The following is a 24,845-nucleotide window of genomic DNA, read 5'->3' on the forward strand; positions in this document are numbered from 1 at the left end:
AAAATGTTCATTATGTATAAAATTCTGCTTAGCGGAAAATTAATCCCATAAAGGGGAATTTTTTAGTCATGAATCGGACGGATGATTGTATAATTTGCGATGTCTTACGGAGGATGAACTCATTTGCGCCGGCCGGCATCTGGTGGCATTTTGCAAAAAACGACAAGCGCTTTGCGGGGATCATTCGCGCGGGGCCACGTCGGCGGCCGGATTCTCGATGTGAGGTTTTGCGCGCGACGCTGCGGAATACTTGCCCGTAAGCGCGCCGGGCCGGCATTTTTGTGACAGCGTAACGAAAGGAGATCGTTTTACGTGGAAACTTACGGCGCTTTATCCCTTATCCCCATATTTGTTCTGTTCGCCATGGCGTTCTCGACGAAAAGATCGCTTGAGCCCTTATTCGTGGCGGCGATCGTCGGCCATATCATCATATACAAAGCGAACTTCGCAACGGCCTGGATTGACTCTCTCTACAAGGTAATGTGCAGCAAGCATATGGTATGGTTGATTCTCGTGGTAACTCTTTTCGGCAGTCTGATCGCGCTGCTGGAAAAGTCGGGCGGCCTCGGCAGCTTCGCGGCGCTGGCCCGAAAATACGCCATGAGCCGCAAGAAGTCCCTCATGATCACGTGGCTGCTGGGAAGCATCTTCTTTTTGGACGATTACCTGCATAACCTGACGACTGCTTCCACGATGAAGTACATCACCGATTCCCGCGGCGTCAAACGGACGGAGCTTGCCTACGTCGTCAACTCCAACGCCGGCAACCTCTGCTGCCTCATGCCGATCTCTTCGTGGGTCGTGTTCTTCGCCGGGTTGCTGGAGACGTCGGGATTCGTCGTCGGGTCGGCGACAAGCACTTATCTGCGCTGCATCCCTTATCTGTTCTACTGCTGGATCGCGATCATCATCTCGTTCCTCTTCGCGCTGGGCGTTGTTCCCGCGATCGGTCCGATGAAAACCATCGATCCCGAGCTGCTCAACAGCGAGGACGAACCCGCGGCCGAAAACGGCAGACATAACGTCTGGAACTTCTTGCTGCCGGTCGTGACGCTTGTGGGCGTGACCATTGCCTGCGACAACGAAATCCTCTACGGCGTGATGACCGCTCTAGCCGTCTGTGCGGTCACGTTCCTCCTTACCAAGACGATGCCTTACGACGAATTCTTCAAGGTCTTCATGCAGGGCATGAAAAACATGGTGTTCATCGACGTGCTGCTGATCGTGGCTTTCACGCTCAAAGAGGCCAACGACACGCTGAAGCTGGCCCCGTACATCATCGGCGTCGTCAAACCGATCATGAAGGGCGGATTGCTTCCGGCGGTCACTTTTGTAGTCTGCATCATTTATGCGTACTTTACCAGCTGTTTCTGGAGTATGGCGGCCGTGATGCTTCCCATCGTCATCCCGCTGGCGCAAGGGATCGGCGTCAACGTGTATCTCGTGCTCGGCGCGGTTTTCTCCGCCGCGGCCTTCGGCAGCCAGAGCTGCCTGTTCTCCGACGCGCTGATCATGTGCTCCGCCGCCACGAACATCTCGACGGCCGATCATGGCGTCACGACGCTTCCCTACGCGCTGATCGGCGCGGCCCTTTCTTTCGTTCTCTTCCTGGTCGGAGGGTTCGTGTTATGATCATGGATCTGGTGTTGAAAAGCGACGCCGTCTTCACGGGGCTCAAAGACGGCCCCGAGCGTCTGGCAGTCGGCGTCAGAGGCAACCGGATCGAAAAGGTCTGTCCGCCCGAAGAGATGGCCTCGTATATAGGCTCCGGAACGGACGTGAGGGATTACGGCAGTCAGCTGATCATGCCGGGTTTTTTCGACGGGCACGAGCACGCATTTCTGGGCGGCATTTTCGGCCGGGCCGTCGATCTGAGCGATTGCGCTTCCGAGCAGGAAGCGGCGCGACGCGTCAAGGATTTTGCGGACGCGCACCCCGAGCTGTCCTGGATTATCGGCACGGACTGGTCGAACATCGCTTGGGAGCAGGCGCGGCATCCCCGCAAGGAAACTCTGGACGCGCTTCTGCCCGATACGCCGGTTTACCTGATCGACACGGAAGGGCATTCCGCCTGGCTCAATTCCGCCGCCATCAAGCTCAGCGGCGTTGCGGACGTCGAAGAGTTCGGTGGCGACCTCGTCGCCCGCGATCCCGACGGATCGCCCACCGGTTATATCGCCGAGACGCCGATGCTCATGGTCGCTCGACTGGCCTTCGACATGCCCATGCCGGTCCAGGAGGTCATTTTCGACGAGTTCCAGCGCCGCACGGCCTCCCTGGGCATCACCTCGGTCAGTAACATCCAGTGCTACCAGGGGTCGGACATCGACGTGGGCAACGTCGCCGTGGTGAAGCAGTTCGAGCGGGAAGGGCGTCTCAACGTCCGCTTTTTCTTCGCCGCCGGCCTGACCGGGGATCTGGAGCGCCCGCGTCGCCTACGGCAGGAATACGACAGCGACAAGGTGCGTTTTTCCGGTCTGAAGCACATCGTCGACGGAACGGCGACGGGCTGGACGGCACTGCTGCTCGAACCTTACGCGGACAAACCCGATTCCGTCGGCTCCAGCCGGATCCCGGTGGAAGAACTGGCCCGCAGAGTGGTGGATGCCGACCGCGAAGGCTTCCGGGTGAGGATGCACGCCTGCGGCGACGGCTCCGTCCGAAGGGCGCTGGACTGCTGCGAGCTGGCCCAAAAGCACAACGGCAAGCGCGATTCCCGGCACACGATCGAGCACATCGAGATCATCGCCAAAGAAGACATCGGCCGCTTCGCTCAACTGGGCGTGGTGGCGTCGATGCAGCCGGATCATCTCAGCATCTGCGAAAAGTTTGCGGACAATCCCTATTTCGCCCGGCTGGGCGAACGCCGCGCCGCGGAGACGTGGCCGATCCGTTCGATTTTGGAAACCGGCGCGCACATGCAGTTCGGCACGGATTTCCCAATTTACGACAACAACCCCATGCTGGCCCTTTATCGGGGCACGACCCGCCTGTTCAACGACGGTCAGCCGGAAGGCGGCTGGAATCCGGGCGAGAAGGTCACGATGGCGCAGCTTCTGAAAGGCTACACGGCCGGTTCCGCCTACGGCGCTTTCATGGAAGACCGGGTCGGCACTCTGGAAGAAGGAAAGTACGCGGACATCGTCGTGCTGGATCATGATCTGTTTTCGCTGGACGATCCGCATGAAATTCTGGAGACCGCGCCGATCCTGACCCTTATGGACGGACGTATCGTATACGAGAGATAAAATCACGTTGTGAAGAAAGCTACCTCAAACTCACGCAGCAAAGTTGAGGTAGCTTTTTTATGATGTCGACTTCTCGCTAGATTGTGGAAAAATGATGTGTGGCGTTTCTGAACGTCGAAGGCATCGGCGACGGCGTCCATGTCAAGAAAAGCGAAACGCCTTGCCCAAGAGCGATATCCTTGTCCGTTATCGGAAACATGGCGAGATTTATATGCTCGAGGGGGGCGTCTTGGGACGGCTCCGGCGGCGAAACTTGATTGTCGAAAAAAATTATTGACATTTTTCTAACATACAGTAGAATGTTTTATAAAGAATTATTATCTTGGTAATATTTCGCATTTTTATTCCAGGAGGTCCCGCGATGTTGTGCAGCTACCGCCGCGACAGACTCGCGCAACGGCTGAAGGAGATTGCACCGCAGCTGATCGAGTGGCGTCATCAGATCCATCGGAATCCGGAATTGAGCTTTCGCGAGGTGAAGACCTCCGCGCTGGTGGAAGAGCAACTCAGGAAAATGGATATGGACTCGATCCGGCGGGTCGGGAGGTCACAGACAGGCATTCTCGCCGTGCTGCGGGGAACGGGTACGGGACCAGATGTTTGCATCGCCGTCAGAGCCGATATGGACGCGCTGCCGATCCAGGAGCAGTCAGGCGTGCCGTTCGTTTCCCAAAATGACGGCGTCTTCCATGGCTGCGGGCATGACACCCACACTGCGGCGCTGTTGGGCACGGCTTGGCTGCTCAGCGAATTTCGCAGTTACTTCGCGGGGACAGTCAAGTTTTTTTTCCAACATGCCGAGGAAGAGCTTGGCGGCGCGGTGGAATTCATCGAAGCTGGTGTGATGGAAGATCCTGCCGTGGACGCTGTGTTGGCGCTTCACGCGCTGCCTGACATCTATGTCGGTGAGATCGGCGTGAGAGATGACTTCATGACGGCCGGCGTCGATATCCTCAAGATCACCGTCGAAGGCAAAAGGGCGCATGGGGGGTATCCTCATTACGGCGTCGACACGATCCTGACCGCTTCGACAATCGTCACCGCGCTCATGAGTCTGGGGTCGCGTGAGCTGGCTCCTACTGACTGTGCGCTGGTGACTTTTGGCAGTATTCATGGTGGCATTTCCAATTCTTATATCGGTGCCCCGGTGGTATTGGAAGGCTGCATCCGCTACCTTCGCGACGAGACGCACGACCGTTTTCGGCGCCGTGTGCGCGAGATCGCCGAAAGTATCGGCGCGGGACTGCGCGCGAAAGTGACCGTGGAGATCACGCCGGAAAGCATCCCCTCTGTGGTCGCCAGAAGCTGGGTCGACCGGGTACGCCGTGCCTGCGCGCAGGTAAAGTCGGTGACGAACGTTGTCGATCTCCCTTCCCCCGCCATGGGCGGCGAAGATTTTGCGCTTTTCCTGAAAAAAGCGCCGGGGACGCTCTTCCGCTTGGGGTGCCGCTCGCCGGGCGGCCTCCACTGTCCCACCCATTCGGTCAACTTTTATGCCGACGACCGCTCGATCCCTATTGGGACGGAAGTCATGACCACTACGGTGCTTAACGCGCTCACGGGTTCAGAGTAATATTTTTAAGGGGAGGCATTGAACGAAGATGAACGTGAAAAAGACCCTGTTGTTTTTGACGTCGCTTTTGGTTTTTGCTGCGTCCTGCGTGGCGGCGGATTTGCAGACGCTCAACGTGGGAGTCCCCAACGACGCCAAGAGCATGGATCCGCTCAAGGCTGTCGATACGGTCTCCTTTGCCATGATCAAGCATATTAATGAAACGCTGGTGACGGTGGACGGCAGAACCAAGCAGTTGGTGCCCGTGCTGGCGGAACGTTGGAAAGTGCTTGATCCGCTGACCTATAAGTTTTATCTGAAAAAAGGCGTTAAGTTCCATAATGGTGAAGAGTTTACCGCAGACGATGTGGTGTTCTCGTTTCAGCGAGCTCTTTCAAATGAATCCGTTTATGCCAAATCCAAGGCTAAGTACATTGATCCGCAGGGATTCCAGGTGATCGACCGGCATACGCTGATCGTGAAGACGCTGACGCCTTTCGGCGGTTTTCTGGAATCGATGAAGCATCCCTATGCCAGTATTTTCAACCGCAAAGCCGTTGCGGACGCCGGCGGCGATTACTTCAGGATGCCGGTCGGCACGGGGCCTTACAAGTTCAAGCGGTGGCTCAAGGGCGACCGCGTAGAACTGGAAGCGTTTGGCGACTATCATGGCGATAAGCCCCATTCCCAACGCTTGAATTTTCTTACAATGGCCGACGACAGCAGCCGCGTCATCGCCCTTGAAACCGGCAAGGCCGACTTGATTTACAACGTGCCTGTGAACGATTTCGATCGTCTTGCCGAAGAAGGCCGAGTGAAGGTCATCAAGGGGACCGGGCATAACCTCATTTATCTCGGTATGAACACTCAAAAAGGTGCTCTCAAGGATCCGCGCGTCCGCATGGCCATCGAGTATGCCATTGATAAGGATGCTTTTGTCCAAGTGGTGTATCAGGGAAAAGCGGTGGTCCCCGACGGGCCGCTGGTTTCCTCCAGCAGCTTCACTCCTGCCGACATTCGACGCCATCCCCGCGATCCCGTCAAAGCTAGACAACTTCTGAAAGAGGCCGGCTATGCCGACGGCCTGACGTTCGATCTGTGGATCACGACGCGCCAGGATTACGTGAACGGCGCGACCGTGCTTCAATCCATGCTTCAGGATATCGGCATCAAAGTCAACATCATCGTCATGGAGTCCGGCGTCTTCGACGACCGCGTCACGAGCAATACGCAGAGCTTGTTCATCAGTACATGGGGTATGCAGACGAACCGCGATGCGGGACAGTTCTGGCTGTCGCTGTTCCATTCCAGCAGTATCGGGACTACGAATTGGGCGGTGCTGGACGACAAGATCGTTGATGAGAACATTGAACTGGGCAATCGAAGCGTCGAACCGGCGGAACGCCAGGCGGCTTTCCAAAAAGTCTGGGCGCGGCTCGACGAGATCCATCCTTTTGTTTCTTTGGCTGTTCCCAACGAACTTTACGGCGGCCGCAAAGATCTTCGGGGCATGGAGGATTTTTGCGACGGACGCCTGAACTACCTTGGGCGCGTGACGGTGGAATGAATTTTAACTGAGTTTTTTATTTTAGAAAAAATACTCACTGATAAAATTGTGCAAGGCAACGTTATTTGTCGGCCTTGCACAATTTTATTGGGCTTGCCTAAAAAACGTGAAATTGCTCAAATCGATTTAGCCATTTATACTATTTTTTAATTAAAAAGCCGAACATAAGGGCGCCGCGGGGAAGTTCGGTCGCTCGAACATACTCGCAGTGCCCAGAGAATTATGTTAATACTTTTCCGGAGGAACGCTTTTATGAAATAAAAAAGTTCCGTACCCGCTTTAAAGCCCTCTCGTCGTCAAGCTTTCGCCTGGGGCGGCAGGCCTTTCCGCGAGCATAGCGAGCGCCTTGCACCGGGGAAGAAGAATACGGCTCGGAAAAAGCATTCCGCTTTCGCTCTCCGGAGATCGTCGATTTATGACGTCCAAGATGCTGTGCGATCTCGGAGAGCCCTTTTCCGCTATTGGAAAGCGACATGAGCTTTTCGCGTTCGAATGGTGTAAGATGGGTACAGGGGCTCAGTTCTCCTCGTGATAAACGTCATTTTACTGGGATCTATGAGGTCTGCTTGTTTCTCGCGACGGTTGCTCTGATTTTGTAGTCTAAGTGACATTGCCAGTCAGGTATGAGATGAATGAACCCTGATCTGAGAACGGGCTCTCTTTATAAAGTCAGAGATTCCTTAAATGCTTTTGGCGCGGAAGTTTCATGCCTACGGTAAAATTTCTGTAGAAATTGGAGATGGCGTTATGGACTGGATGCTCACTGCCATGATGATGGGGACAACGGTGGCCGGCGGAATCGTGGCCAGTGTGTGCGGCTTCGGCTTTGGCGCCGTGGCGATGGCCACATGGCCGTATTTTCTCTCCTATCCCCAGGCTGTAGCCGTTTCGGCGCTCTGCGGCGCCAGCACGGCCGTGATGATTGCCGTTCCTCACTGGCACAGGATCAACTTCAGAATTCTGCTGCCCTGTGCACTTTCGGGGCTGTTTTTTTCGGCGGCTTCGGTCGTACTGTCCCTCGGTGCGGCGGAAAGGATGATGGTGCATGCGCTTGGCGCGATGCTGATTGCCGTCAGCTTCTATTCCATTTTTCTCGGCGGCAGGATCCGCATCAAAGGGACACCTTTGACCGGTATGGTCGCCGGTGCCATCGGCGGCGCGTGCGCCGGACTTTTCGCTGTCGGTGGACCTCCCGTCGCTATCTATCTGCTCTCGTCGACCCGCGACAATCAGGAGTACCGCGCCACGCTGAACGCTCATTTCTGCTTCACTTCCGGCGTCGCCACGTTCATGAGATGGCGCAGCGGCGTCATCACTCCCACGACGGTTCAGCTGTGGCTGCTGGTCGTCGCGGCGCTGGCTTTTGGCATCTTTCTCGGCAACAAAATCTTCAAACGCCTCGACGCCCGTCGCCTGCGCCTCGCTGTGTACGGCTACCTGGCCGTCTCCGGCGTGACCATGCTGTTTAAGTAGCTCATGTCTGCGGGGGACATGAAAAAATTTCATCGAAGAGTGTGCCAGAGAAGGAGAATATCAATGATCGCGAACGAACAGTTTTTGCCGACGGAACCTTTTCTTGAGCCGCAGCGCGCTGAGGATGCGATCGCGCTGGAAGGACAGCGGCTGAAGTACGGCATTACGGCAGAGTCCATCCCTGTTTACGACGATGAGGGCGCCGAACAGGCGCGCAGTTTCTGCGTCAGCTACGCTCTGACGGACGGCGGCGCGCAGCGGCCGGTGACTTTCGCCTTCAACGGGAAACCGGGGACTTCGACGCTTTATCTGCACATGGCGGCGCTGGCGCCGAAGACGTTCAGCCTGACGGGGCAGGGTGAGGAGGCGCCGCGGCGGCCTTATATCGTTGGCGACAATCCCGGTACGATCCTCGATTTTTCCGATCTGGTCTTCATCGATCCTGTGGGGACGGGATTCAGCTGCACTGTGAACCGCGAGAAGGAACGCCAGTATTACGGCGTGCGGCAGGACGTGGACGCGATCGCACGTATCATCCGCGCGTGGATGGCGCGTCACGGGCGTTTCGCCTCGCCCGTGTTCATCGTTGGCGAGAGCTACGGCGGACTGCGCGGCAGCGGACTTGTGCTGCGGCTGCAGCAGATGCACATCATGTCGAGCGGTTTTGTGGCGGTGTCCCCGGCGTTGTCGTACGGCGAGCTGCACACGTCGATGCTGTACGAACACCATCTGGTGCACACGGTGCCGGCGCTGTGCGCGGCGGCGTGGTTCCACAAAAAGCTGGACGCCGATCTGCTGGCGCGCCCTCTTGAAGACGTGCGTGCCGAAGCGGCGGCGTGGGCGCAGAGCGAGTATCTGCTGTTTCTGTGGAAGGGCTGCGAGGCTTCGGCGGAGGAACGCAACGCTGTTCTGGAAAAGCTGCGCCGCTACACGGCGCTGAAAGCGCCGGATCTCGAAGCGCTGAATCTGCGCGTCGGCGACAAGCAGTTCGCGGGGCTGCTGCTCGCGGATCAAGGCCTTGTGACGAGCTACTTCGACGCGCGGCTGACCTATCCGGGGCGCGGCTTTAACGCTGCGGCTGACCCACAGACATTCAACATGTCGGCGGCCTGTTACGCGGCGTTTTACGAGTATTTCGGGCGCATCATGAAGCTGCCGGAACACCGGGATTATCTCGCCTTCAATCCCCGCGTGGACGGCGGCAGATGGGATTTTGCCAGCGGCTATCTGCCGACGGCCTCGGGCGCCGCGCCGCGCGCCGGCGGTTTCGCGTCCATGCTGGCGGACCTGTGCACGGCCATGAAGATGGATTCTCGTTTTAAGTTCTTCGCCTGCGCCGGGCAGTTCGACCTGCACTGCTCGATCGATACGACGCGCTACTGTCTGAACCATATGGACATTCCCGCTCGTCTACGTGCGAATGTCACTTTCAAAACCTACTGGGGCGGGCACATGTTCTATTCCAATCCCGAAGCGCGCCTCCAGTTCCGCCGCGACCTGAAAGAGTTTTATACTGCCGCGCTGGAGGCGAATGTCGGGAAAGAAGCGCGCGCAGAGGCGTTAGTCATACAGTGAAAGAGCGGGGAAAAAATCTTTAGGACTCCGGGCAAAATCTTTATATAGAGATCGTAATTCTATAAAGGCAGTACTATGGAAACTCTTTTGAGGACTTAAGGAAGTGTAATATTTTATGGAAAATATTTCCGTAAGGGAACTGGGAAATTTTTACGTGGGCGGTCATGAGGTAATTCTGCGAGGCCTCCCTCACAAAGCTTTTATTTGTCAGGACGGAACGACGCAGGATTTTGACCCCAACGGCCAGTACGAAGCGGGACAGATGTATGTTGAATATGTTAAGCTAGCTCAGCCGAAAGCCAAATATCCGCTGTTGATGTGGCACGGCGGCGGTTTGACCGGCGCCACCTGGGGGGCTACGCCCGACGGCCGTGAAGGCTGGAGAAGTCTGTTTCTTCGCTATGGGCATGACGTTTACGTGAGCGATTCGGTGGAGCGGGGGCGATCTTCCTGGGCCATGTACCCGGAGATCTATCGTACGCCTCCGGAATTTACCACCAAAGCGGCCTGCTGGAGCAACTTTCGCATGGGGCCCGTTTTTGCTGAAAATCACGCGGAGCGCGTTCCCTATGCGGGCACGCAGTTCCCAATGAAATATTACGACGAGTTCTGCAAACAGATTGTGCCTCGCTGGCGCAGTATGGATGATTGGGCGCAGGACGCCTATAATAATCTGGTAGATCGGTTCGATGGTGGGTGCGTGATCATGGCTCACAGCCAGGGTGCCAATTTCGCTCTTCCGGCAGCCCTCGCTCATCCTGACAAGGTAAGGGGGCTGATCCTGTTGGAGCCGGCCCGTACTCCCGATCCTCAAACGACGGAATTTTCCGCGCTGAAAGAGATTCCTCAGCTCGTTCTCTGGGGCGATTTCATCAGGGTGCCGGAGCTCTGCGCGTGGACAAAAGCCGCTTATTTTAAAATTTATCCTGAATATTTTCGTATCATGAAAGAGCTCGGCGCGCCGATCACCTGGATCGATTTGCCGAAACGCGGTATTTTCGGCAATACGCATTTGCTGATGATGGACCGTAATTCGGTCCAGGTAGCTGAAATGGTTCAAAGTTGGATGACGGAGAAGGGGCTGATGAAGTAGAAATCCTATGGAGAGCGTCGACGAGGCAGTGTTGCGCGGGATGATGTTTTCAGCAAATTTGGAACTTAATAGGTGAAAGAGGTGTCTTTTTTGAAGCTGAAATCATTGTTTTATAGTTTAGCAGTGAGTGCGTTTCTGGCGTCATGTGCCTTTGCCCGCGGAGACGAGATGGCCGTCGGCGTCGCCATCGACGCCAAGAATCTCGATCCGCAGAATTCGGTCGATACGTATTCTTTTTGTCTGACGAACCAAATTTACGAGACTTTATACACTGTCGACGGCAAGACCCGCAAACTGGTCCCTGTCCTTGCGGAAAGCGTGGACATCCTTGACGATAAGACGTATCGCTTTCATTTGAAAAAAGGCGTTAAATTCCACAACGGCGAAGAACTTACTGCCGACGACGTCGTTTTTTCACTCAAACGCGCCACTTCTCCCCAGTCGGTTTTCGCCGGTTCAAAGGGACGCTATATTGACCCCGACGGCTTTAAAATCGAAGACAAATACACGGTTGTCGTGAAGACGCGGACACCTTTTGGGGGATTCCTTGAGTCAATGAAGCATCCTTATGCCTCGATCCTCAATAAAAAAGCTGTGGAGGAGGCCGGCAGTAACTATTCCATGCACCCCGTAGGCACCGGCGCTTTCAAGCTGATTAAATGGACAAAGGGAGAGAAGCTGGAGCTGGAGCGCTTCGAGGATTATCACGGAACAAAACCTGTCTACAAGAAGCTGACTTTCCTGATTATCTCCGATGACAGTAACCGCGTTATCGCTCTTGAGACCGGCAAGGTCGATCTTATCTATGCTGTTCCCACAACGGAGTTTAATCGTCTTTCCCAAAGCGATAAAGTGCAGCTCGTTCGCGCTCCCGGGCTTGTGCTTCATTATCTTGGTCTGAACACGCAGTCGCCTCGGCTGGCTGATCCTCGCGTGAGGCTTGCGATCGAGTACGCCGTCAACAAGGAAGCCTTGAATCAGGTGGTCTACGAGGGAAACTCCGCACCGGCCGTCGGACCGCTTCTGCCGGTGTGCAGTTTCTATCCCGAAGATGCTCGTCCGTTCGGTTATGATCCCGAGAGATCGAAAGCGCTGCTGAAAGATGCCGGCGTCAAGGATCTGAAACTCAGTTTATGGGTGCTGAACCTTCAGGATCTGATTAACACCGCCACGGTGCTTCAGGCTATGCTGGCACAGGTCGGCATTACGCTTGACATTCAGGTACTTGAAAACGGCGTCTTCAACGATCGGATGAAAACCGGCGGCTATGACATGTTCATCTACATGTGGGGCATGATGACCAACCGTGACGCGGCCGTCTACTGGCAGTCGTTGTTCACCAAAGAGGCCATTGGTACGACCAATTTCACCCGTTTTGACGATCCTCAGACCAACGCATGGATCAAAGAAGCCGCTGAAACCGTCGATACTGCGAAGCGGAATGGAATTTTTCAGAAGATCTGGGATCGCATCAACGAATTGCATCCCTGGGTTTATCTGTCGATCCCCAGCGAACTGTACGGCGCCCAAAAAGATCTGAAGGGCGTCAAAGACCTATGTGACGGTAAAATCAGTTTCCTTGGCAATCTGCATTATTAACAGTGAATAGGGAACAGGTCGGGTTGGCGTCGAGGATCACCTGATGGCAGGGCTGCCCCCCGGCAATCTGCACTATCTATCCCGAGCTGTAGTACCCTGAGTAACGTTTTTTCTGACAGAAATAACGCCGGCGCCCGCTTTGGAATCGTATGATTCCAAAGCGGGCGCCGGCGTTATGAAAAGCATTCGAAAAACTATCCGTTGATCTCCAGCACGGCTTGCACGAAGAATCCTGCTCCGACGGGCAGCGCGTTTTCGTCGAAGACAAAGGCGGGATTATGGAATTTGGGCTGCGCCCGGCCGTCTTTCCAGATTCCCAGGCGGGCGAAACAGGAGGCGGGGATCTTTTCGGAGTAGCAGGCATAATCTTCCGAACCCATGCGGGGCTGTTCCATGGTTTTGACGTGTTCCTCCCCTAGCAGCTTGGCTGCGGCGGAGCGCATCGCTCTCACCACGGCGGCGTCGTTGACCAGCGGCGGGACGCCGTAGGTGTAGTCGAGCTCGTGGGTGCAGTTGTAACCGGCGACGATGGAACCGATCATACGGTCCAGCGCGCTTCTGATCCTGCCGCGGCTTTCGGGAGACTGACAGCGTATGGAGCCGCCGAAGGCGACTTCTTCGGGGATGATGTTCTTGGCCGTACCGCCGTGGAACGTGCAGATCGAGAGGACGACGGGATCGACGGCGTTGAACTGACGAGTGATCAGGCCCTGCAGGGACGTGACGCAGTTGGCCGCGGCGAGCAGCGCGTCGGCGCCGGAATTGTGCGGATAGGCTCCGTGCCCGCCGACGCCTTTGACAGTGACGGAGAAGGTGTCGGACGAGGCCATGCTGGGACCTTCGCGAAAGGCGATGTCGCCCGTGGCGAATTCGCCGATGCCGTGCTGTCCGAGCATAATGTCTACTTTGGGGTTTTCGAGGCAGCCGAGCCGGATCATCAGCTCCGAGCCGCCCAGCGTCTCCTCGGCGGGCTGAAAGATCAACTTCACGACGCCGCTGAAGCGTTCCCGCATGCTCATCAGAAGTTGGGCGGCCCCCAGCAGCATGGCGGTGTGCGCGTCGTGTCCGCAGGCGTGCATGACGCCGGCTACCTCGGACTGATCGGGCTGGCCGGCGGCTTCCTGAATGGGCAGCGCGTCCATGTCGGCGCGCAGGGCGATCACTTTTCCCGCGCCGGCTTTTGTGCCGCGGATAAGCCCCAGCACGCCGACTTTGGTGTCGAGCGGCTGAATTTCCACGCCCATTTTCTTCAGTTCGGCTCTCACGAAGGCCGCTGTTCGGAGCTCTTGCATCCCCAGCTCGGGGTTACGGTGGATCCTGCGCTTGCAATCTACGAGGTAGCTGCATATAGATTGGGCTTTTTCGAGTACTTCTGAAGGCATTATTTTTCCTCCTCCTGGATGGGATCTTTAGTTTACATGGAGCGGTCGCTTTGAAAATATAAAAAATTTGAAATTAGGCAAGGGACGAGCTGTTTCAGTCGTGTGACTAGAATAATATACACTCCTGCCTGATTTTTTCAATCATGAAGAATAATATATCAAATATGTATACAATATATTGAAGAGCAATGGAGAAGCCATATAAAATGTTTTTGGCTTATGTAGTGAATTTATTCGTATTTAACGACAATATATTATGATTATTTGCTGTAATAGTTGTGATATGTGTCCTTTAACTGAAAGCGACATTCGTTTTGAATTTTATTCAATAGGCAAAGTCAAAATTTGAGACTCCTTGCTTTTTGTATATTATTTGCTAGAATCTGACTCAGTCGTGGATATTCTTTTTCCCGAGAAAAGAGCATCCTTATTTGAAAAACGGGTTGGGAATTTCAGGTTGTCCTTTTAACGGGCCGCGACGTCATGTCGCCATATTGGGGGAAGTGGAGTAAAGGCTGCAGGTTCCGCAATCTCATTTTAGGAAGGGGATCTTTGTTATGAAGAGGACATTCGCTTTGTGTCTCGTCTGTGCCATGCTGTGCGCCGGAACGGCTTTCGCCGCGCCGCGGGGCGAGGAACTTCGTGTCGGCGTCTCCATCGACGCGAAGAACTTTGATCCGCAGAACTCTGTCGATACCTATTCGTTCTCCATGCAGAAACAGATCTACGAGCCGCTGTTCACGGTGGACGGCAAGACCCGCAAGCTGACGCCGGTGCTCGCCGAAAGCGTCGAGATCCTTGACGACCACACTTACAAGTTCCATCTGCGCAAGGGCGTCAAGTTCCACAACGGCGAGGAGTTTACCGCGGATGACGTGGTTTTCTCTCTGACCCGTGTCACCGATCCTTCCAAGTCTGTCTTCGCCAAGTCGAAGGGCGTGTGGATTGATCCGAAGGGCTTCGAAGTGATCGACAAGCATACCGTGATCGTCCGCACCAACGGCCCCGTCGGCGGCTGGCTGGGCTCTATGAAGCACCCTTACGCTATGATCCTGAACCGTAAGGCCGTTGAAGAAGCCGGCGCCGATTACTTCCGTCAGCCCGTGGGGACGGGCCCGTACAAGTTCGTGAGCTGGACCAAGGGCGAACGAGTCGAGATGGAAGCTTTCGCCGACTACTGGGGAACCAAGCCCTACGCGAAGAAGCTGACGTTCGTGGTCCTGCCCGACGACAGTACGCGCATCATCGCTCTTGAGACGGGCAAGGTCGACATGATCTACGCCGTGCCGCCCTCCGATTTCGAGCGCTTGCAGAGCAGCGACAAGGTCAAGGCTGTCAAGGCTCCCGGTCTGGTACTGCTGCATCTGGCCATGAACACGGACAGCCCCAAACTGAAGGATCCCCGCGTGCGCAAAGCGATCGACGCCGCGATCAACAAGGACGCCTACGTTCAGGTCGTCTACAACGGTAATGGCATCCCCGGCCAGGGGCCCCTGCCCACGGCGAGCTCATGGTTCCCCGAGAATCCCGAGAAATGGGATTACAATCCCGAGCTCGCCAAAAAACTTCTTGCCGAGGCCGGCGTCAAGGATCTGGAGCTGAACCTCTGGGTCATGAACGCCGCCGACCGTGTCAACGGCGCGACGGTGCTGCAGAGTATGCTGGGAGCTGTCGGCATCAAGGTCAACGTGTCGGTGTTCGAGAACGCCGTCATCAATGACAAGGTCCGTAAGGAGCCCGAAAAGTACGATATGTACGCCGCCACCTGGGGCATGCAGACCAACCGTGACGCTGGCGTTTACTGGCAGTCGGTCATCACCACGACCTCCATCGTCAGTACCAACTCGGCCCGTCTGTCTGACCCCGAGATCGACACGCTGATGGACGAGGCCAATCACTGCATCGACGAGGGCGAGCGCGGCAAAGTCTTCCAGAAGATCTGGGATCGTGTCAACGATCTGCACCCCTGGGTCTATCTGTGCCAGGCCGATGAGCTTCACGGTGCCCAGAAGGATCTGATCGGTGTGGACGAGCTCTACGACGGCAAGATCAATCTGCTTTCCAACATTCACTATCCCGAGCAGACTGAACGCGTAAAATAAGTCGCTTTTTCATGGGGCGCCGGACGCCTCCGCTGCGTCCGGCGCTTTTGTGAAAGTTGTTTTTAATCCACCCCCCTATGGATTTTTTAGATTTTTCGCGATCACAGATCACAGAGAAAAGGTGATGCTCCCGTGCTGAAGTACGCTATCCGCCGAATTTTTATTCTGATCCCTGTTATTCTCAGCGTTATGTTCATCCTCTTCACCATCCTCTACTTTACGCCCGGAGATCCGGCGCGCATCGCCCTCGGCGAAGAGGCGACGCCCGAAGCGATCGAGTCGTTCCGCGACGAACACGGGCTGAACGATCCGTTTTTCGTCCAGTTTGGACACTACGTTTACAATGCGGTGACCAAGTTTGATCTGGGGTATTCCTACAACATGAAGAGCCCCGTCGCGCAGGAGCTGGCGATCCGCATCCCCACCACCATGAGGCTGGCGTTTGCGGCCGTGCTCTTCAGCACGCTGCTGGGCCTGCCGCTGGGGATCCTCAGCGCGATCAAGCAGTATTCGCTGCTTGACAGCGTCGTGACGGTCTTCATCCTGCTGGGCGTTTCCATGCCGACATTCTGGACGGGGCTATTGCTTATTCTGGCTTTTTCGGTCAAGCTGGGCTGGCTGCCTTCCATGGGCTTTGACACGCTGAGCGAGATGGTGCTGCCGGTGGTGACGCTGTCGGGTTCGTCGACGGCTCTGTTCGCCAAGATGACCCGTTCCAGCATGCTGGAAGTCATCAAGTCGGACTACATCAGAACGGCCCGCGCCAAGGGACAGAAGGAAAGCGTCGTGATTTGGCGTCACGCGCTGCCGAACGCGCTGATCCCCATCATGACCATTATCAGCATGCAGTTCGGAGCTCTGTTGGGCGGTTCCATCGTCACGGAGGCCATTTTCTCCATCTCCGGCGTCGGCCGTCTGATGCTTGAGGCCATAAACTTACGCGACTATCCCATCATTCAGGGTGGCGTTTTGTTTATCTCCGTGGCGTACTGCTTCATCAACCTTGCCGTCGATCTGCTGTACGCGGTGGTCGATCCGCGTATCCACGTCAAGTAAGGGAAGGTACTGCCATGAAGAACAATTCCATGCTCAAGTACACGATGATCCGCCTGCGCCGCAACTATCTGGCGCTTTTCGGGTTGTTCATCCTCGTAGTGTTGATCGTCTGCGCCATTTTTGCCGACCAGCTGGCTCCCTTCGGCTATGCCCAGCAGGATTACATGATGATCCGCAAGGCGCCTTCCGCGATGCACTGGCTGGGCACCGACGAATTCGGCCGCGACATTCTCAGCCGCCTGATCTACGGTTCGCGCATCTCGCTGCAGGTCGGCCTGATTGCCGTCTCTATCTCGCTGGTGGTCGGAGGGCTGATCGGCGCGGTTTCCGGATACTTCGGCGGCAAACTGGACAACGTGTTGATGCGTCTGATGGACATTCAGATGGCCATCCCCACGATTCTGATGGCCATCGTCATCTCTTCCGTGCTCGGCCCCGGGCTGTTTAATCTGATGGTCGCCGTGGGCATCACCTACATTCCCAAATTTGCCCGCTTGACGCGCGCTTCAGTGCTTTCTATCAAAGATCAGGAATTCATTGAGGCGGCTCGCGCTATGGGCGCCTCACACACGCGCATCATCTGCCTGTACATCCTGCCCAACTGCGCCGCGCCGCTGATCGTTCAGTCCACGCTGAGCGTGGCCAACGCGATCCTGTTCGCCGCGACGCTGAGCTTTCTTGGGCTGGGCATTCAGCCCCCCTATCCCGAGTGGGGTGGCATGCTCTCGGCGGCCCGCCCGTATCTGCGCAACAGCGCCTATATGAGCATTTTCCCCGGGCTGGCCATCATGTTCACGATCCTGTCTCTGAATTTTCTCGGCGACGGTCTTCGCGACGCCCTTGACCCCAAGCAGAAACGATAGGTGGACGTTATGAGCGAAAATAAAGACATTCTTCTCGACATAAAGGATCTTTCCGTTCAGTTCAACACGGATTCCGGCGTGGTCAAGGCAGTCAATCACCTGAACCTGCGGCTTGAGCGCGGCAAGTCTCTGGGATTTGTCGGCGAAACGGGCGCCGGCAAGACGACGACGGCCCTTTCGATTTTGCAGCTGGTACAGACGCCTCCCGGCGAGATCACCAGCGGTGAGATCCTGTTCAACGGGGTGGACGTGCGGCGGATGACGGAGGCGGAGAAGCGCCATCTGCGCGGCGGCGACATCTCCATGATCTTCCAGGATCCGATGACATCGCTCAATCCGATCATGACGGTCGAAGAGCAGATCATGGAGATGGTCTCGCTGCACCTTAACCTGAAAGGCGAAGCGGCCCGCGAGCGCGCCATCGAGATGCTGCGCCTCGTCGGCATCCGGCCCGAGCGCGCCAAGGACTTTCCCCATCAGTTTTCCGGCGGGATGAGGCAGCGCGTGGTGATTGCCATCGCCTTGGCCTGCCGTCCGCAGCTGATCATCGCCGACGAGCCGACCACGGCGCTGGACGTGACGATTCAGGCGCAGGTGCTGGAACTGATCAAAAAGCTGCAGCAGAGTGAAAAAACGTCGATGCTGCTGATCACGCACGATCTGGGGATCGTCGCCGAGACCTGCGACAGCGTGGCGATCATGTACGGCGGCCATCTGGTGGAGTACGCCGGCATCAAAGAGCTGTATACCAATCCCAAGCATCCCTACACTCAGGGGCTGTTCAACGCCGTTCCCACGCTCGAGAGCCCTCTCGGCAGCCGGCTGGCCGTGATTCCCGGTCTGCCGCCCGATCCGACGAATCTGCCCAAGGGCTGTTCTTTCTCGCCGCGCTGCCCCTACGCCAGGGATGTCTGCCATGAGCGCGCCTGCGGCATGCGCGAGGCGGGGCCGGGACATTTCGTGGACTGCCACTTCCCGCTGACGCCCGAATCCGGCAACGCGTTTCTTGAGCGTCCTTGCAAGGAGGCCGAATAGCCATGAGCGATAATCTGATCGAGATCAAACACCTGAAAAAATACTTTCATGTCTCCAGCGGTCTGCTTCACGCCGTCGACGACGTTTCCCTGGACATCCCCCGCGGCAAGACGCTGGGGCTGGTCGGCGAGTCGGGATGCGGCAAGTCCACTCTGGGGCGCGTCATTATCGGTCTGCTCAAGGCGAGCGGCGGCGAGGTGTTCTTCAACGGCGAGGATTCGCTTAAATTCGACGGCGCCAAGCGGAGCGAGTTCCGCCGCCACGCCCAGATCGTCTTTCAGGATCCGTTTTCTTCGCTGAATCCTCGTATGTCCGTGTCGCAGCTCATTTCCGAGCCGTTGATCATCAACGGCATCTGCCGTTCCAGAAAAGAGCTGGACGAGAAGGTCGGCGAGCTGATGGATCTGGTCGGCCTGGCTTCGCGCCTGACGACTTCGTTCCCTCACGAACTTGACGGCGGCCGCCGCCAGCGCATCGGCATCGCCCGCGCGCTGGCGCTCGACCCCGAGTTCATCGTCCTCGACGAGCCGGTTTCGGCGCTGGACGTGTGCATTCAGGCGCAGGTGCTCAACCTGCTGGCCGACCTGCGCGAACAGCGTGGCTACACCTATCTTTTCATCTCCCACAATCTTTCCGTCGTCCGTTACGTTTCCGACGAAGTCGCGGTCATGTACCTCGGCAACGTGGTGGAGAAGGCCGACAACAGCACGCTGTTCAAATCGCCGCTGCACCCCTACACGCAGGCGCTGCTTTCGGCCGTGCCGATCGCCAGCGTGGGGCCGAAGAAGCAACGCATCATCCTCGAAGGCGACGTACCCAGCCCGGTCAATCCTCCCGAAGGCTGCCGCTTCGCCGGACGCTGCTGGCAGCACGAGGAGATCTGCACGTGCCAGACGCCACCTCTGGTTGAAGTGGAACCGGGACATTTTGTGGCGTGCCATCGGCTGAAAGATCAGCTTGTCTGCCATGTCTGAGCGCGACGGTCAGGCTGCTGCGCCGCAGAAGACGCTGCGCTGGTTTTGCGGCGTTCCCGTGCTTACCAATCCGCTGATTCTGATCGACCTGTTGACGGGGACCGCGGCGCTATGGTTCGTCACGGTGCTGATCATGGCGCTCGCGCAGCTGATGTTCGGTACAGGGTCTCTACAGGGTTCCCATATCGCGGCGGCTTCGATCTACGCGAGTTATCTGACGGCGCTGGTGCTGTTCCTGTTCGCCGCCGTGTGCGCGGTCTTTTACCGCCGTGGCTACGTGATGTTTTACCGTTTCGAACAGAACGGCGTCTTCATGGAAACGATCCGCGCCCGAAAAGTTCCCGGCGCGGAGGGGGTTCACGTCCGCCCCTTTGCCGTGGAAGAGCCGGCGGAGATCGTCCGCAGCGTGACGAAAAACGTGAGCTGGGACGATGTGAAAGGCGTCAGGGAGCTGCGGGGAATGAATTCGTTCCAGCTCCGGGGAAAGCGGGGGCGGCTCGCGCAGATTTACTGCCCCGACGACGAGACGTATCGAAAAGCCCTTGACTTTGCGGGAGAGAAGGTTGGTCATCATGCTTAAAAGCGGCAAACATACCATGAACGAACAGGTGTACCTGAGCCTGCGCAACGACATTCTCTCAGGGCGTTACCACGACGGGCAGCAGCTGCTGCAGGCCGATCTGGCCGAAGAATATCACGTCAGCCGCATCCCCGTGAGGGAAGCTCTGATGCAGCTTTCGAGCGAAGGGCTGGTCGAGATTATCCCCTACAAGGGCGCGGTCGTTGCCTCGTTCTCCCTCGACGAGCTGCACGAGATCTTCGAGATCCGCTATTCGCTGGAATCCCTGATCCTCCGCTACGTGGTGCAGAACATCACCGAGGAAGCGGCCGGGAGCGTTCATGCCCTGCTGCTCGCTTCGACGCGGACGCCGCCCGAAGAACGCAGCCGCAAGACGAACTGGGAATTTCACCGCGCCCTCTACGAGATCGCGAACAAGCCGCGCTTGTTGGAGCTGATCGAATCCCAGTACAACAAGATCGACCGTTACGTGCAGATGGACATCACCAAGCCCAGCGCGCAGGAGTACGCTTTCAAATCCCATGACGCGATCCTCCAGGCCTGCCGCGCCGGCGACACGGTCGAAGCGACGGTGCTGCTGCACGAGCACATGATGACCGCGCTGCGCCGGCTCGACCTTTTCTTGCAGGAAAAGATCAGCGCGCCTGCGCCCGACGAGTTCTTTACGCTGTTCCCTCCGCTGATCAACCGCCGCGCCTCGGAACAGATCCTCATGTCGAAGCAGGCGTCGGTTTGAACGCAGGATTTCAGACGGCTCAGCCGTCAAATTTATAAGCTGTCTTTGCAGCATGAAAGAATTTTAGGAGGTTTTATGAATGTTCACGCACAAGCAGAGAATCGAAAACGCCCTCGCCCTGAAGGAAAACGACCGCACGCCGTACAGTATGTGGATGCACTTTCCCAACCGAGACCGCCATCCCCGCCGCCTGGCCGAACTGGCGCTCGCCAATCAGAAGAAGTACGACCTCGACTTCATCAAGTACATGCCCTTCGGCCTGTACACCACTATCGACATGGGCGTCGATCTCGACGTGTATCCTGGCTTCGAAAAAGCTCCCACGCTGTACGAGCCTGTCATCAAGGACGTGAAGGACTGGGATCGGATCCGCCCCGTCAGCGGCGTCCGCGGCGAGTACGCCGTAGTGCTCGAATCGCAGCGCATTCTCATGGAGATGATGGACGAACATGTGCCGTTCCTGCAGACGCTCTTCAGCCCCGCCACCACGCTGGCCAAGATGTGCTCGCCCGCCGCGCTGGTCAAGCACATGCGCGAGGATCCCGCCCGAGTCCACCGCGTGCTGGAGATGGTCACCGACACCACCATCCAGTTTGCCCGAGCTTCCGCGGCACTCGGCGCCGACGGCTTCTTCTACGCCACTCAGCTTTCCGGCCGCAAGACGATGGAGACGGCGGAGCATGAGGAGTTCGTCATGAAGTACGACCTCGAAGTGCTGAACGCCGTCAAAGATCTCACGTGGTTCAACGTGCTGCACATGCACGGCGCCGCAGTGCGCATCGACGAAGTGCAGCATTATCCCGTGCAGGGGCTGAGTTGGCACGACCGCGACGACGGCCCTTCCATGGAGGAAGTGCGCACGTACAGTTCCAAGGCGTTCGTCGGCGGTCTGAGCTGGGGCGAGAACTGGCTGACCAAGACGGAAGAACAGGTCTCCGCCGAAGTCCGCGAGATGTGTGGCCACAAGGGAGTCATCCTTGGCCCCGGCTGCGTCATCGAGCCCCACACGCCTGAAAAGTTCCTCGAACTGGTCCATCGGACGATTCTCGAGTGCGCCGGCAAAGGCCGTTGTTGTAAATAAAATCTGCGAACATCAGAGAGAGGTTTAAGATCATCCATGTTTACCATTACCGAATTTCTTCATCAGGAAGTCAAGCCGGCCCTTGGCTGCACGGAGCCGGGGGCTGTGGCTCTGGCCGTCGCCAAAGCGTGCGAGCAGCTGAGCGGTCTGGCCGAGCGCGTGGAAGTGGTCGTCAGCGACAACATCTTCAAGAACGGCATCGCCGTCGGCGTGCCCGGCACCAACGGCGCCCGCGGCAACGAGATCGCCGCGGCGCTGGCCGTGTTCTGCGGCCACAGCGCTTACAGCCTCGAAGTGCTCAAGGACGCTACCCCCGAAGATCTGTCCCACGCCAAGGAGTTCATTGCCGCAGGCCGTCTGAAGCTGACAGCCAACGGCAAGGGTGGCGTCTACGTGGAAGCTGCGGCATATCGCGGCGACGAAACCGGCGTCGCCGTGATCGAGCAGACGCACGGCAACATCACGCTGGTGAAGAAAAACGGCGAAGTCGTCTTTCAGGCCGTGCCGCACTGCGATGGCGCCGTATCGGCCGCTCCCGCGAAAACGCTCTCCGTTCCCGACCAGGTGAAAGAGATGGATTTCGAGGAACTCGTCGCGCTCGCCGGCCGGCTCTCTCCCGAAGACATCGACTACGTGTGGCAGGGCATCGACATGAACATGAGGATCTCCGATTACGGCTTCGAGAACGACGTCGGCCTTGGACTGGGGCGGACCGTCAGAGCCGCGGCCGGAGCGAACTACGAAAACGATCTGGCCGCCCAGGTGAAAGCCGTTTCCGCGGCGGCCTCCGACGCGCGCATGGCCGGCGTAGCGCTGCCTGTGATGAGCAGCGCCGGCAGCGGCAATCACGGTATCACCGCCATCCTGCCCGTCTACGTCGTCGGCAAAGCCAAGAATAAGACCCGCGAACAGATCGCCCGCGCCGTGGCGTACAGCCATCTGGCGACGAGTTTTGTCAAGAGCCGCATGGGCCGTCTCAGCCCCGTGTGCGGCTGCGCCGTGGCGGCCGGAGCCGGAGCGGCCGCGGGCATCGTCAACGTCATGGGCGGCACGGACGGCCAGGCCAAGAAAGCCATGGAACTCGTGCTCGGCAACATCACCGGCATGCTCTGCGACGGCGCCAAGGAATCCTGCGCGCTCAAAGTGGGCACCGGCGCGACCGAAGCGTTTTACGCCGCGCAGATCGCCCTGGCTGGCGGCGGCATGGCCGTGTCGCAGGGCGTCGTCGACGTGAACAGTTTCACCCGTACCGCCGAGAACGCGGCCAGACTGAATCGCGAAGGCATGAAGGACGTCGATCACACCATCATCGACATCATCACGCACCGCTGAAAAAAATCGCAAGAGAAAAGCTGACCTCCGAACCGTAAACGACGGCGCGGAGGTCAGCTTTTTTGCGGCAGGGCTAAATTTTGAATCCGTACAGCCGCGAGTATTTTTCATTTAGGTAATCCAGATAGGGGCTGGCGTCGAGTTCGCTTCCGGCGACGCGCTTCATCAGTTCGGGCGAGGTGAAGCAGCAGCCCCAGCGGAACAGATGTTCCTGCATCCAGCCGTCGATGGCGCCGATGTCGCCTGCGGCAAGGTGCGCAAAGGCGTCGGGACGTTTTTTCAGCAGCGCGGCGCGCCACTGGCCGCCGTAGATGTTGCCGAGCGCGTAGCTCTGGAAGTAGCCGATGTAGTCGCCGGCCCAGTGGATATCCTGCAGGATCCCTTCCAGGTCGTCGGTGGGGCGGACGCCGAGCGTGCGTTCGTAAGCGTCATTCCATGCGTCGGCAAGGTCTTCCGCTGTGAGAAGCCCGGCGAAATAATCGCGTTCCAGCTCGAAGCGGACGATGATGTGCAGGCTGTACGTCACTTCGTCGGCGGCCGTACGCTTGAGGTTGGGCGAAACGGCGTTGACGCCGGCGTAGAAATCTTCCGGCGGCAGATCTTTGAATTCGGGCAGCGCGGCTTGCAGCGCTCCGTAATGGCACTGCCAGAATTCGCGGCTGCGGCCGACGATGTTTTCGTAAAAACGCGCTGCGCCTTCCTGCAGCGCGCCGGTCGTGCCGCCCCACAGTCCCTCGCCGCGCAGCGCGGGATCGGTGCGGCTGGAGTACATGGCGTGCCCGCCCTCGTGCAGGAGTGTGAAGATCATGTCGATCCGCCCGAGGCGGGCCGTGGAAATGCGCGAATCGAGAGGCCCCGGGCGGTTGGTCATGCCGTGGACGGCGCGGTCGTTGAAGGTTACCGTCTCCGAATCGAGCCCGTTCCAGCAGGCCAGGCGGCGTCCCAGCGCCATCAGCGCGCCGGCGTCGTACTCGCGGTTTATGAAATCGCGGGAAATCGTTTTGCCGGAAGAGCGGATACGTTCGATCAAGGCGATGATACCGGCGCGTAGCCGCGCGAACTCGCGGCTGATATCGCCGGTTTTGACGTCTTCGTCGGTCAGCCCCACGAGCGTGTCGAAAACGGGCTGGCCGGGGGCGAGAGCTCGGGCGATCTCGGCTTTCAGCGCGAAGGCCCGTTTCAGCCACGGCATGAAGATCCGATAATCGCGCTTTTCGCGGGCTTCTTTCCAGGCGTTCAGCACGTCGGCCTTGATCAGCGTGAACTCGCGTAGCGTGTCGGAGGGAATGAGAACGGAGTTGCGGTAGTCGCGCCGGAAGATGCGCGCCTGGGCGCGGTCGGCGTCGCTTTCGATCTCCGCAAGGGGCACTCCGTTAAGGTACGCGGCGGCTCGGCGGGCGTCGTCGGAGGCGTAAAGCTTCGCTTTCTGCGCCCCGAAAAAGGCGCTCATCTCCTGACGGTATGCGCCGCCGCGGCGGGGCAGCGAAGTCCATTGGTCGTACTGAAGCAGCCCGTTCAGCGAACGGTAATAAACGGCCGTTTGATTGACCGCACGGGCGGTCCGCAATGCTTCGTCAAAGTCCATGCTCGGTCTCCG

Annotated in this window: 20 protein-coding genes; 17 read left to right on the top strand and 3 right to left on the bottom strand. The window is 57.7% G+C overall.

The window, feature by feature from the left end; genetic code table 11:
• The first annotated feature begins 312 nt into the window (after positions 1-312).
• The 4 genes from B0D78_RS04970 (at position 313) to B0D78_RS04985 (ending at position 6,367) form a co-directional block, all read left to right on the top strand.
• Positions 313-1,632, top strand: coding sequence for a Na+/H+ antiporter NhaC family protein (locus B0D78_RS04970; RefSeq protein ID WP_078015880.1), 1,320 nt, complete (start codon positions 313-315; stop codon positions 1,630-1,632).
• The gene (locus tag B0D78_RS04975) at positions 1,629-3,248 is read left to right on the top strand and encodes an amidohydrolase (RefSeq protein WP_078015881.1); all 1,620 of its coding nucleotides are present in this window, start codon (positions 1,629-1,631) and stop codon (positions 3,246-3,248) included. The genes B0D78_RS04970 and B0D78_RS04975 overlap by 4 nt, the downstream gene beginning before the upstream one ends.
• A 361-nt stretch (positions 3,249-3,609) precedes the next feature.
• Positions 3,610-4,821, top strand: a complete 1,212-nt coding sequence (locus tag B0D78_RS04980; protein ID WP_078015882.1) for a M20 metallopeptidase family protein — start codon at positions 3,610-3,612, stop codon at positions 4,819-4,821.
• A gap of 28 nt (positions 4,822-4,849) precedes the next feature.
• On the top strand, positions 4,850-6,367 hold the full coding sequence (locus B0D78_RS04985; RefSeq protein ID WP_078015883.1) for an ABC transporter substrate-binding protein: 1,518 nt from the start codon (positions 4,850-4,852) through the stop codon (positions 6,365-6,367).
• Between the two features lie 250 nt (positions 6,368-6,617).
• Here B0D78_RS04985 and B0D78_RS13590 read toward each other — a convergent pair whose 3' ends face one another.
• On the bottom strand, positions 6,618-6,887 hold the full coding sequence (locus B0D78_RS13590) for a helix-turn-helix domain-containing protein (protein WP_446737331.1): 270 nt from the start codon (positions 6,885-6,887) through the stop codon (positions 6,618-6,620).
• 227 nt (positions 6,888-7,114) lie between these two features.
• On the opposite strand from B0D78_RS13590, the gene B0D78_RS04995 reads away from it, so the two are divergent.
• The 4 genes from B0D78_RS04995 (at position 7,115) to B0D78_RS05010 (ending at position 12,107) form a co-directional block, all read left to right on the top strand.
• Positions 7,115-7,840, top strand: a complete 726-nt coding sequence (locus tag B0D78_RS04995) for a sulfite exporter TauE/SafE family protein (protein ID WP_078015885.1) — start codon at positions 7,115-7,117, stop codon at positions 7,838-7,840.
• 63 nt (positions 7,841-7,903) lie between these two features.
• Complete coding sequence (locus tag B0D78_RS05000; RefSeq protein WP_078015886.1) at positions 7,904-9,415, top strand: S10 family serine carboxypeptidase-like protein; 1,512 nt, start codon at positions 7,904-7,906, stop codon at positions 9,413-9,415.
• Positions 9,416-9,530: 115 nt separating this feature from the next.
• On the top strand, positions 9,531-10,508 hold the full coding sequence (locus B0D78_RS05005) for an alpha/beta fold hydrolase (protein ID WP_078015887.1): 978 nt from the start codon (positions 9,531-9,533) through the stop codon (positions 10,506-10,508).
• Between the two features lie 81 nt (positions 10,509-10,589).
• Entirely contained in the window at positions 10,590-12,107 is a 1,518-nt protein-coding gene (locus B0D78_RS05010; RefSeq protein ID WP_342418074.1) for an ABC transporter substrate-binding protein, read from the top strand.
• Positions 12,108-12,301: 194 nt separating this feature from the next.
• On the opposite strand, the gene B0D78_RS05015 is transcribed toward B0D78_RS05010, so the two are convergent.
• Entirely contained in the window at positions 12,302-13,489 is a 1,188-nt protein-coding gene (locus B0D78_RS05015; protein WP_078015889.1) for a M20 metallopeptidase family protein, read from the bottom strand.
• A gap of 557 nt (positions 13,490-14,046) precedes the next feature.
• Here B0D78_RS05015 and B0D78_RS05020 point away from each other — a divergent pair.
• The 9 genes from B0D78_RS05020 (at position 14,047) to B0D78_RS05060 (ending at position 23,248) form a co-directional block, all read left to right on the top strand.
• Positions 14,047-15,591, top strand: a complete 1,545-nt coding sequence (locus tag B0D78_RS05020) for an ABC transporter substrate-binding protein (RefSeq protein WP_078015890.1) — start codon at positions 14,047-14,049, stop codon at positions 15,589-15,591.
• A gap of 132 nt (positions 15,592-15,723) precedes the next feature.
• Positions 15,724-16,647: an ABC transporter permease gene (locus B0D78_RS05025; RefSeq protein WP_078015891.1), complete on the top strand. Its 924-nt coding sequence runs from the start codon at positions 15,724-15,726 to the stop codon at positions 16,645-16,647.
• 14 nt (positions 16,648-16,661) lie between these two features.
• Positions 16,662-17,510, top strand: a complete 849-nt coding sequence (locus tag B0D78_RS05030) for an ABC transporter permease (RefSeq protein WP_078015892.1) — start codon at positions 16,662-16,664, stop codon at positions 17,508-17,510.
• A gap of 9 nt (positions 17,511-17,519) precedes the next feature.
• Positions 17,520-18,545 (top strand): ABC transporter ATP-binding protein, encoded by a 1,026-nt coding sequence (locus B0D78_RS05035; protein WP_078015944.1) that lies wholly within the window; start codon positions 17,520-17,522, stop codon positions 18,543-18,545.
• Positions 18,546-18,547: 2 nt separating this feature from the next.
• Positions 18,548-19,519 (top strand): ABC transporter ATP-binding protein, encoded by a 972-nt coding sequence (locus tag B0D78_RS05040; RefSeq protein WP_078015893.1) that lies wholly within the window; start codon positions 18,548-18,550, stop codon positions 19,517-19,519.
• Entirely contained in the window at positions 19,512-20,099 is a 588-nt protein-coding gene (locus tag B0D78_RS05045; protein WP_078015894.1) for a hypothetical protein, read from the top strand. Before B0D78_RS05040 ends, B0D78_RS05045 begins: the two co-directional genes overlap by 8 nt.
• Positions 20,092-20,835 (top strand): GntR family transcriptional regulator, encoded by a 744-nt coding sequence (locus B0D78_RS05050; protein ID WP_078015895.1) that lies wholly within the window; start codon positions 20,092-20,094, stop codon positions 20,833-20,835. Before B0D78_RS05045 ends, B0D78_RS05050 begins: the two co-directional genes overlap by 8 nt.
• A gap of 79 nt (positions 20,836-20,914) precedes the next feature.
• Positions 20,915-21,916 (top strand): uroporphyrinogen decarboxylase family protein, encoded by a 1,002-nt coding sequence (locus B0D78_RS05055; protein ID WP_078015896.1) that lies wholly within the window; start codon positions 20,915-20,917, stop codon positions 21,914-21,916.
• A 36-nt stretch (positions 21,917-21,952) separates the two neighbouring features.
• The gene (locus B0D78_RS05060; protein ID WP_078015897.1) at positions 21,953-23,248 is read left to right on the top strand and encodes an L-cysteine desulfidase family protein; all 1,296 of its coding nucleotides are present in this window, start codon (positions 21,953-21,955) and stop codon (positions 23,246-23,248) included.
• A gap of 73 nt (positions 23,249-23,321) precedes the next feature.
• Here the strand turns inward: B0D78_RS05060 and B0D78_RS05065 are convergent, their stop codons facing one another.
• The gene (locus B0D78_RS05065; RefSeq protein WP_078015898.1) at positions 23,322-24,833 is read right to left on the bottom strand and encodes a carboxypeptidase M32; all 1,512 of its coding nucleotides are present in this window, start codon (positions 24,831-24,833) and stop codon (positions 23,322-23,324) included.
• Positions 24,834-24,845 lie beyond the last annotated feature (12 nt).

Origin of the sequence: Pyramidobacter sp. C12-8, assembly GCF_002007215.1 — a bacterium.
GTDB lineage: Bacteria > Synergistota > Synergistia > Synergistales > Dethiosulfovibrionaceae > Pyramidobacter.

Coding starts and splice junctions, on each gene's coding strand:
- B0D78_RS05040 (WP_078015893.1), top strand. CDS start 18,548: ATGAGCGATAATCTGATCGAGATCAAACACCTGAAAAAATACTTTCAT.
- B0D78_RS05035 (WP_078015944.1), top strand. CDS start 17,520: ATGAGCGAAAATAAAGACATTCTTCTCGACATAAAGGATCTTTCCGTT.
- B0D78_RS05055 (WP_078015896.1), top strand. CDS start 20,915: ATGTTCACGCACAAGCAGAGAATCGAAAACGCCCTCGCCCTGAAGGAA.
- B0D78_RS05030 (WP_078015892.1), top strand. CDS start 16,662: ATGAAGAACAATTCCATGCTCAAGTACACGATGATCCGCCTGCGCCGC.
- B0D78_RS05020 (WP_078015890.1), top strand. CDS start 14,047: ATGAAGAGGACATTCGCTTTGTGTCTCGTCTGTGCCATGCTGTGCGCC.
- B0D78_RS04980 (WP_078015882.1), top strand. CDS start 3,610: ATGTTGTGCAGCTACCGCCGCGACAGACTCGCGCAACGGCTGAAGGAG.
- B0D78_RS05015 (WP_078015889.1), bottom strand. CDS start 13,489: ATGCCTTCAGAAGTACTCGAAAAAGCCCAATCTATATGCAGCTACCTC.
- B0D78_RS05045 (WP_078015894.1), top strand. CDS start 19,512: ATGTCTGAGCGCGACGGTCAGGCTGCTGCGCCGCAGAAGACGCTGCGC.
- B0D78_RS05050 (WP_078015895.1), top strand. CDS start 20,092: ATGCTTAAAAGCGGCAAACATACCATGAACGAACAGGTGTACCTGAGC.
- B0D78_RS05000 (WP_078015886.1), top strand. CDS start 7,904: ATGATCGCGAACGAACAGTTTTTGCCGACGGAACCTTTTCTTGAGCCG.
- B0D78_RS04995 (WP_078015885.1), top strand. CDS start 7,115: ATGGACTGGATGCTCACTGCCATGATGATGGGGACAACGGTGGCCGGC.
- B0D78_RS05060 (WP_078015897.1), top strand. CDS start 21,953: ATGTTTACCATTACCGAATTTCTTCATCAGGAAGTCAAGCCGGCCCTT.
- B0D78_RS04975 (WP_078015881.1), top strand. CDS start 1,629: ATGATCATGGATCTGGTGTTGAAAAGCGACGCCGTCTTCACGGGGCTC.
- B0D78_RS04985 (WP_078015883.1), top strand. CDS start 4,850: ATGAACGTGAAAAAGACCCTGTTGTTTTTGACGTCGCTTTTGGTTTTT.
- B0D78_RS05005 (WP_078015887.1), top strand. CDS start 9,531: ATGGAAAATATTTCCGTAAGGGAACTGGGAAATTTTTACGTGGGCGGT.
- B0D78_RS05065 (WP_078015898.1), bottom strand. CDS start 24,833: ATGGACTTTGACGAAGCATTGCGGACCGCCCGTGCGGTCAATCAAACG.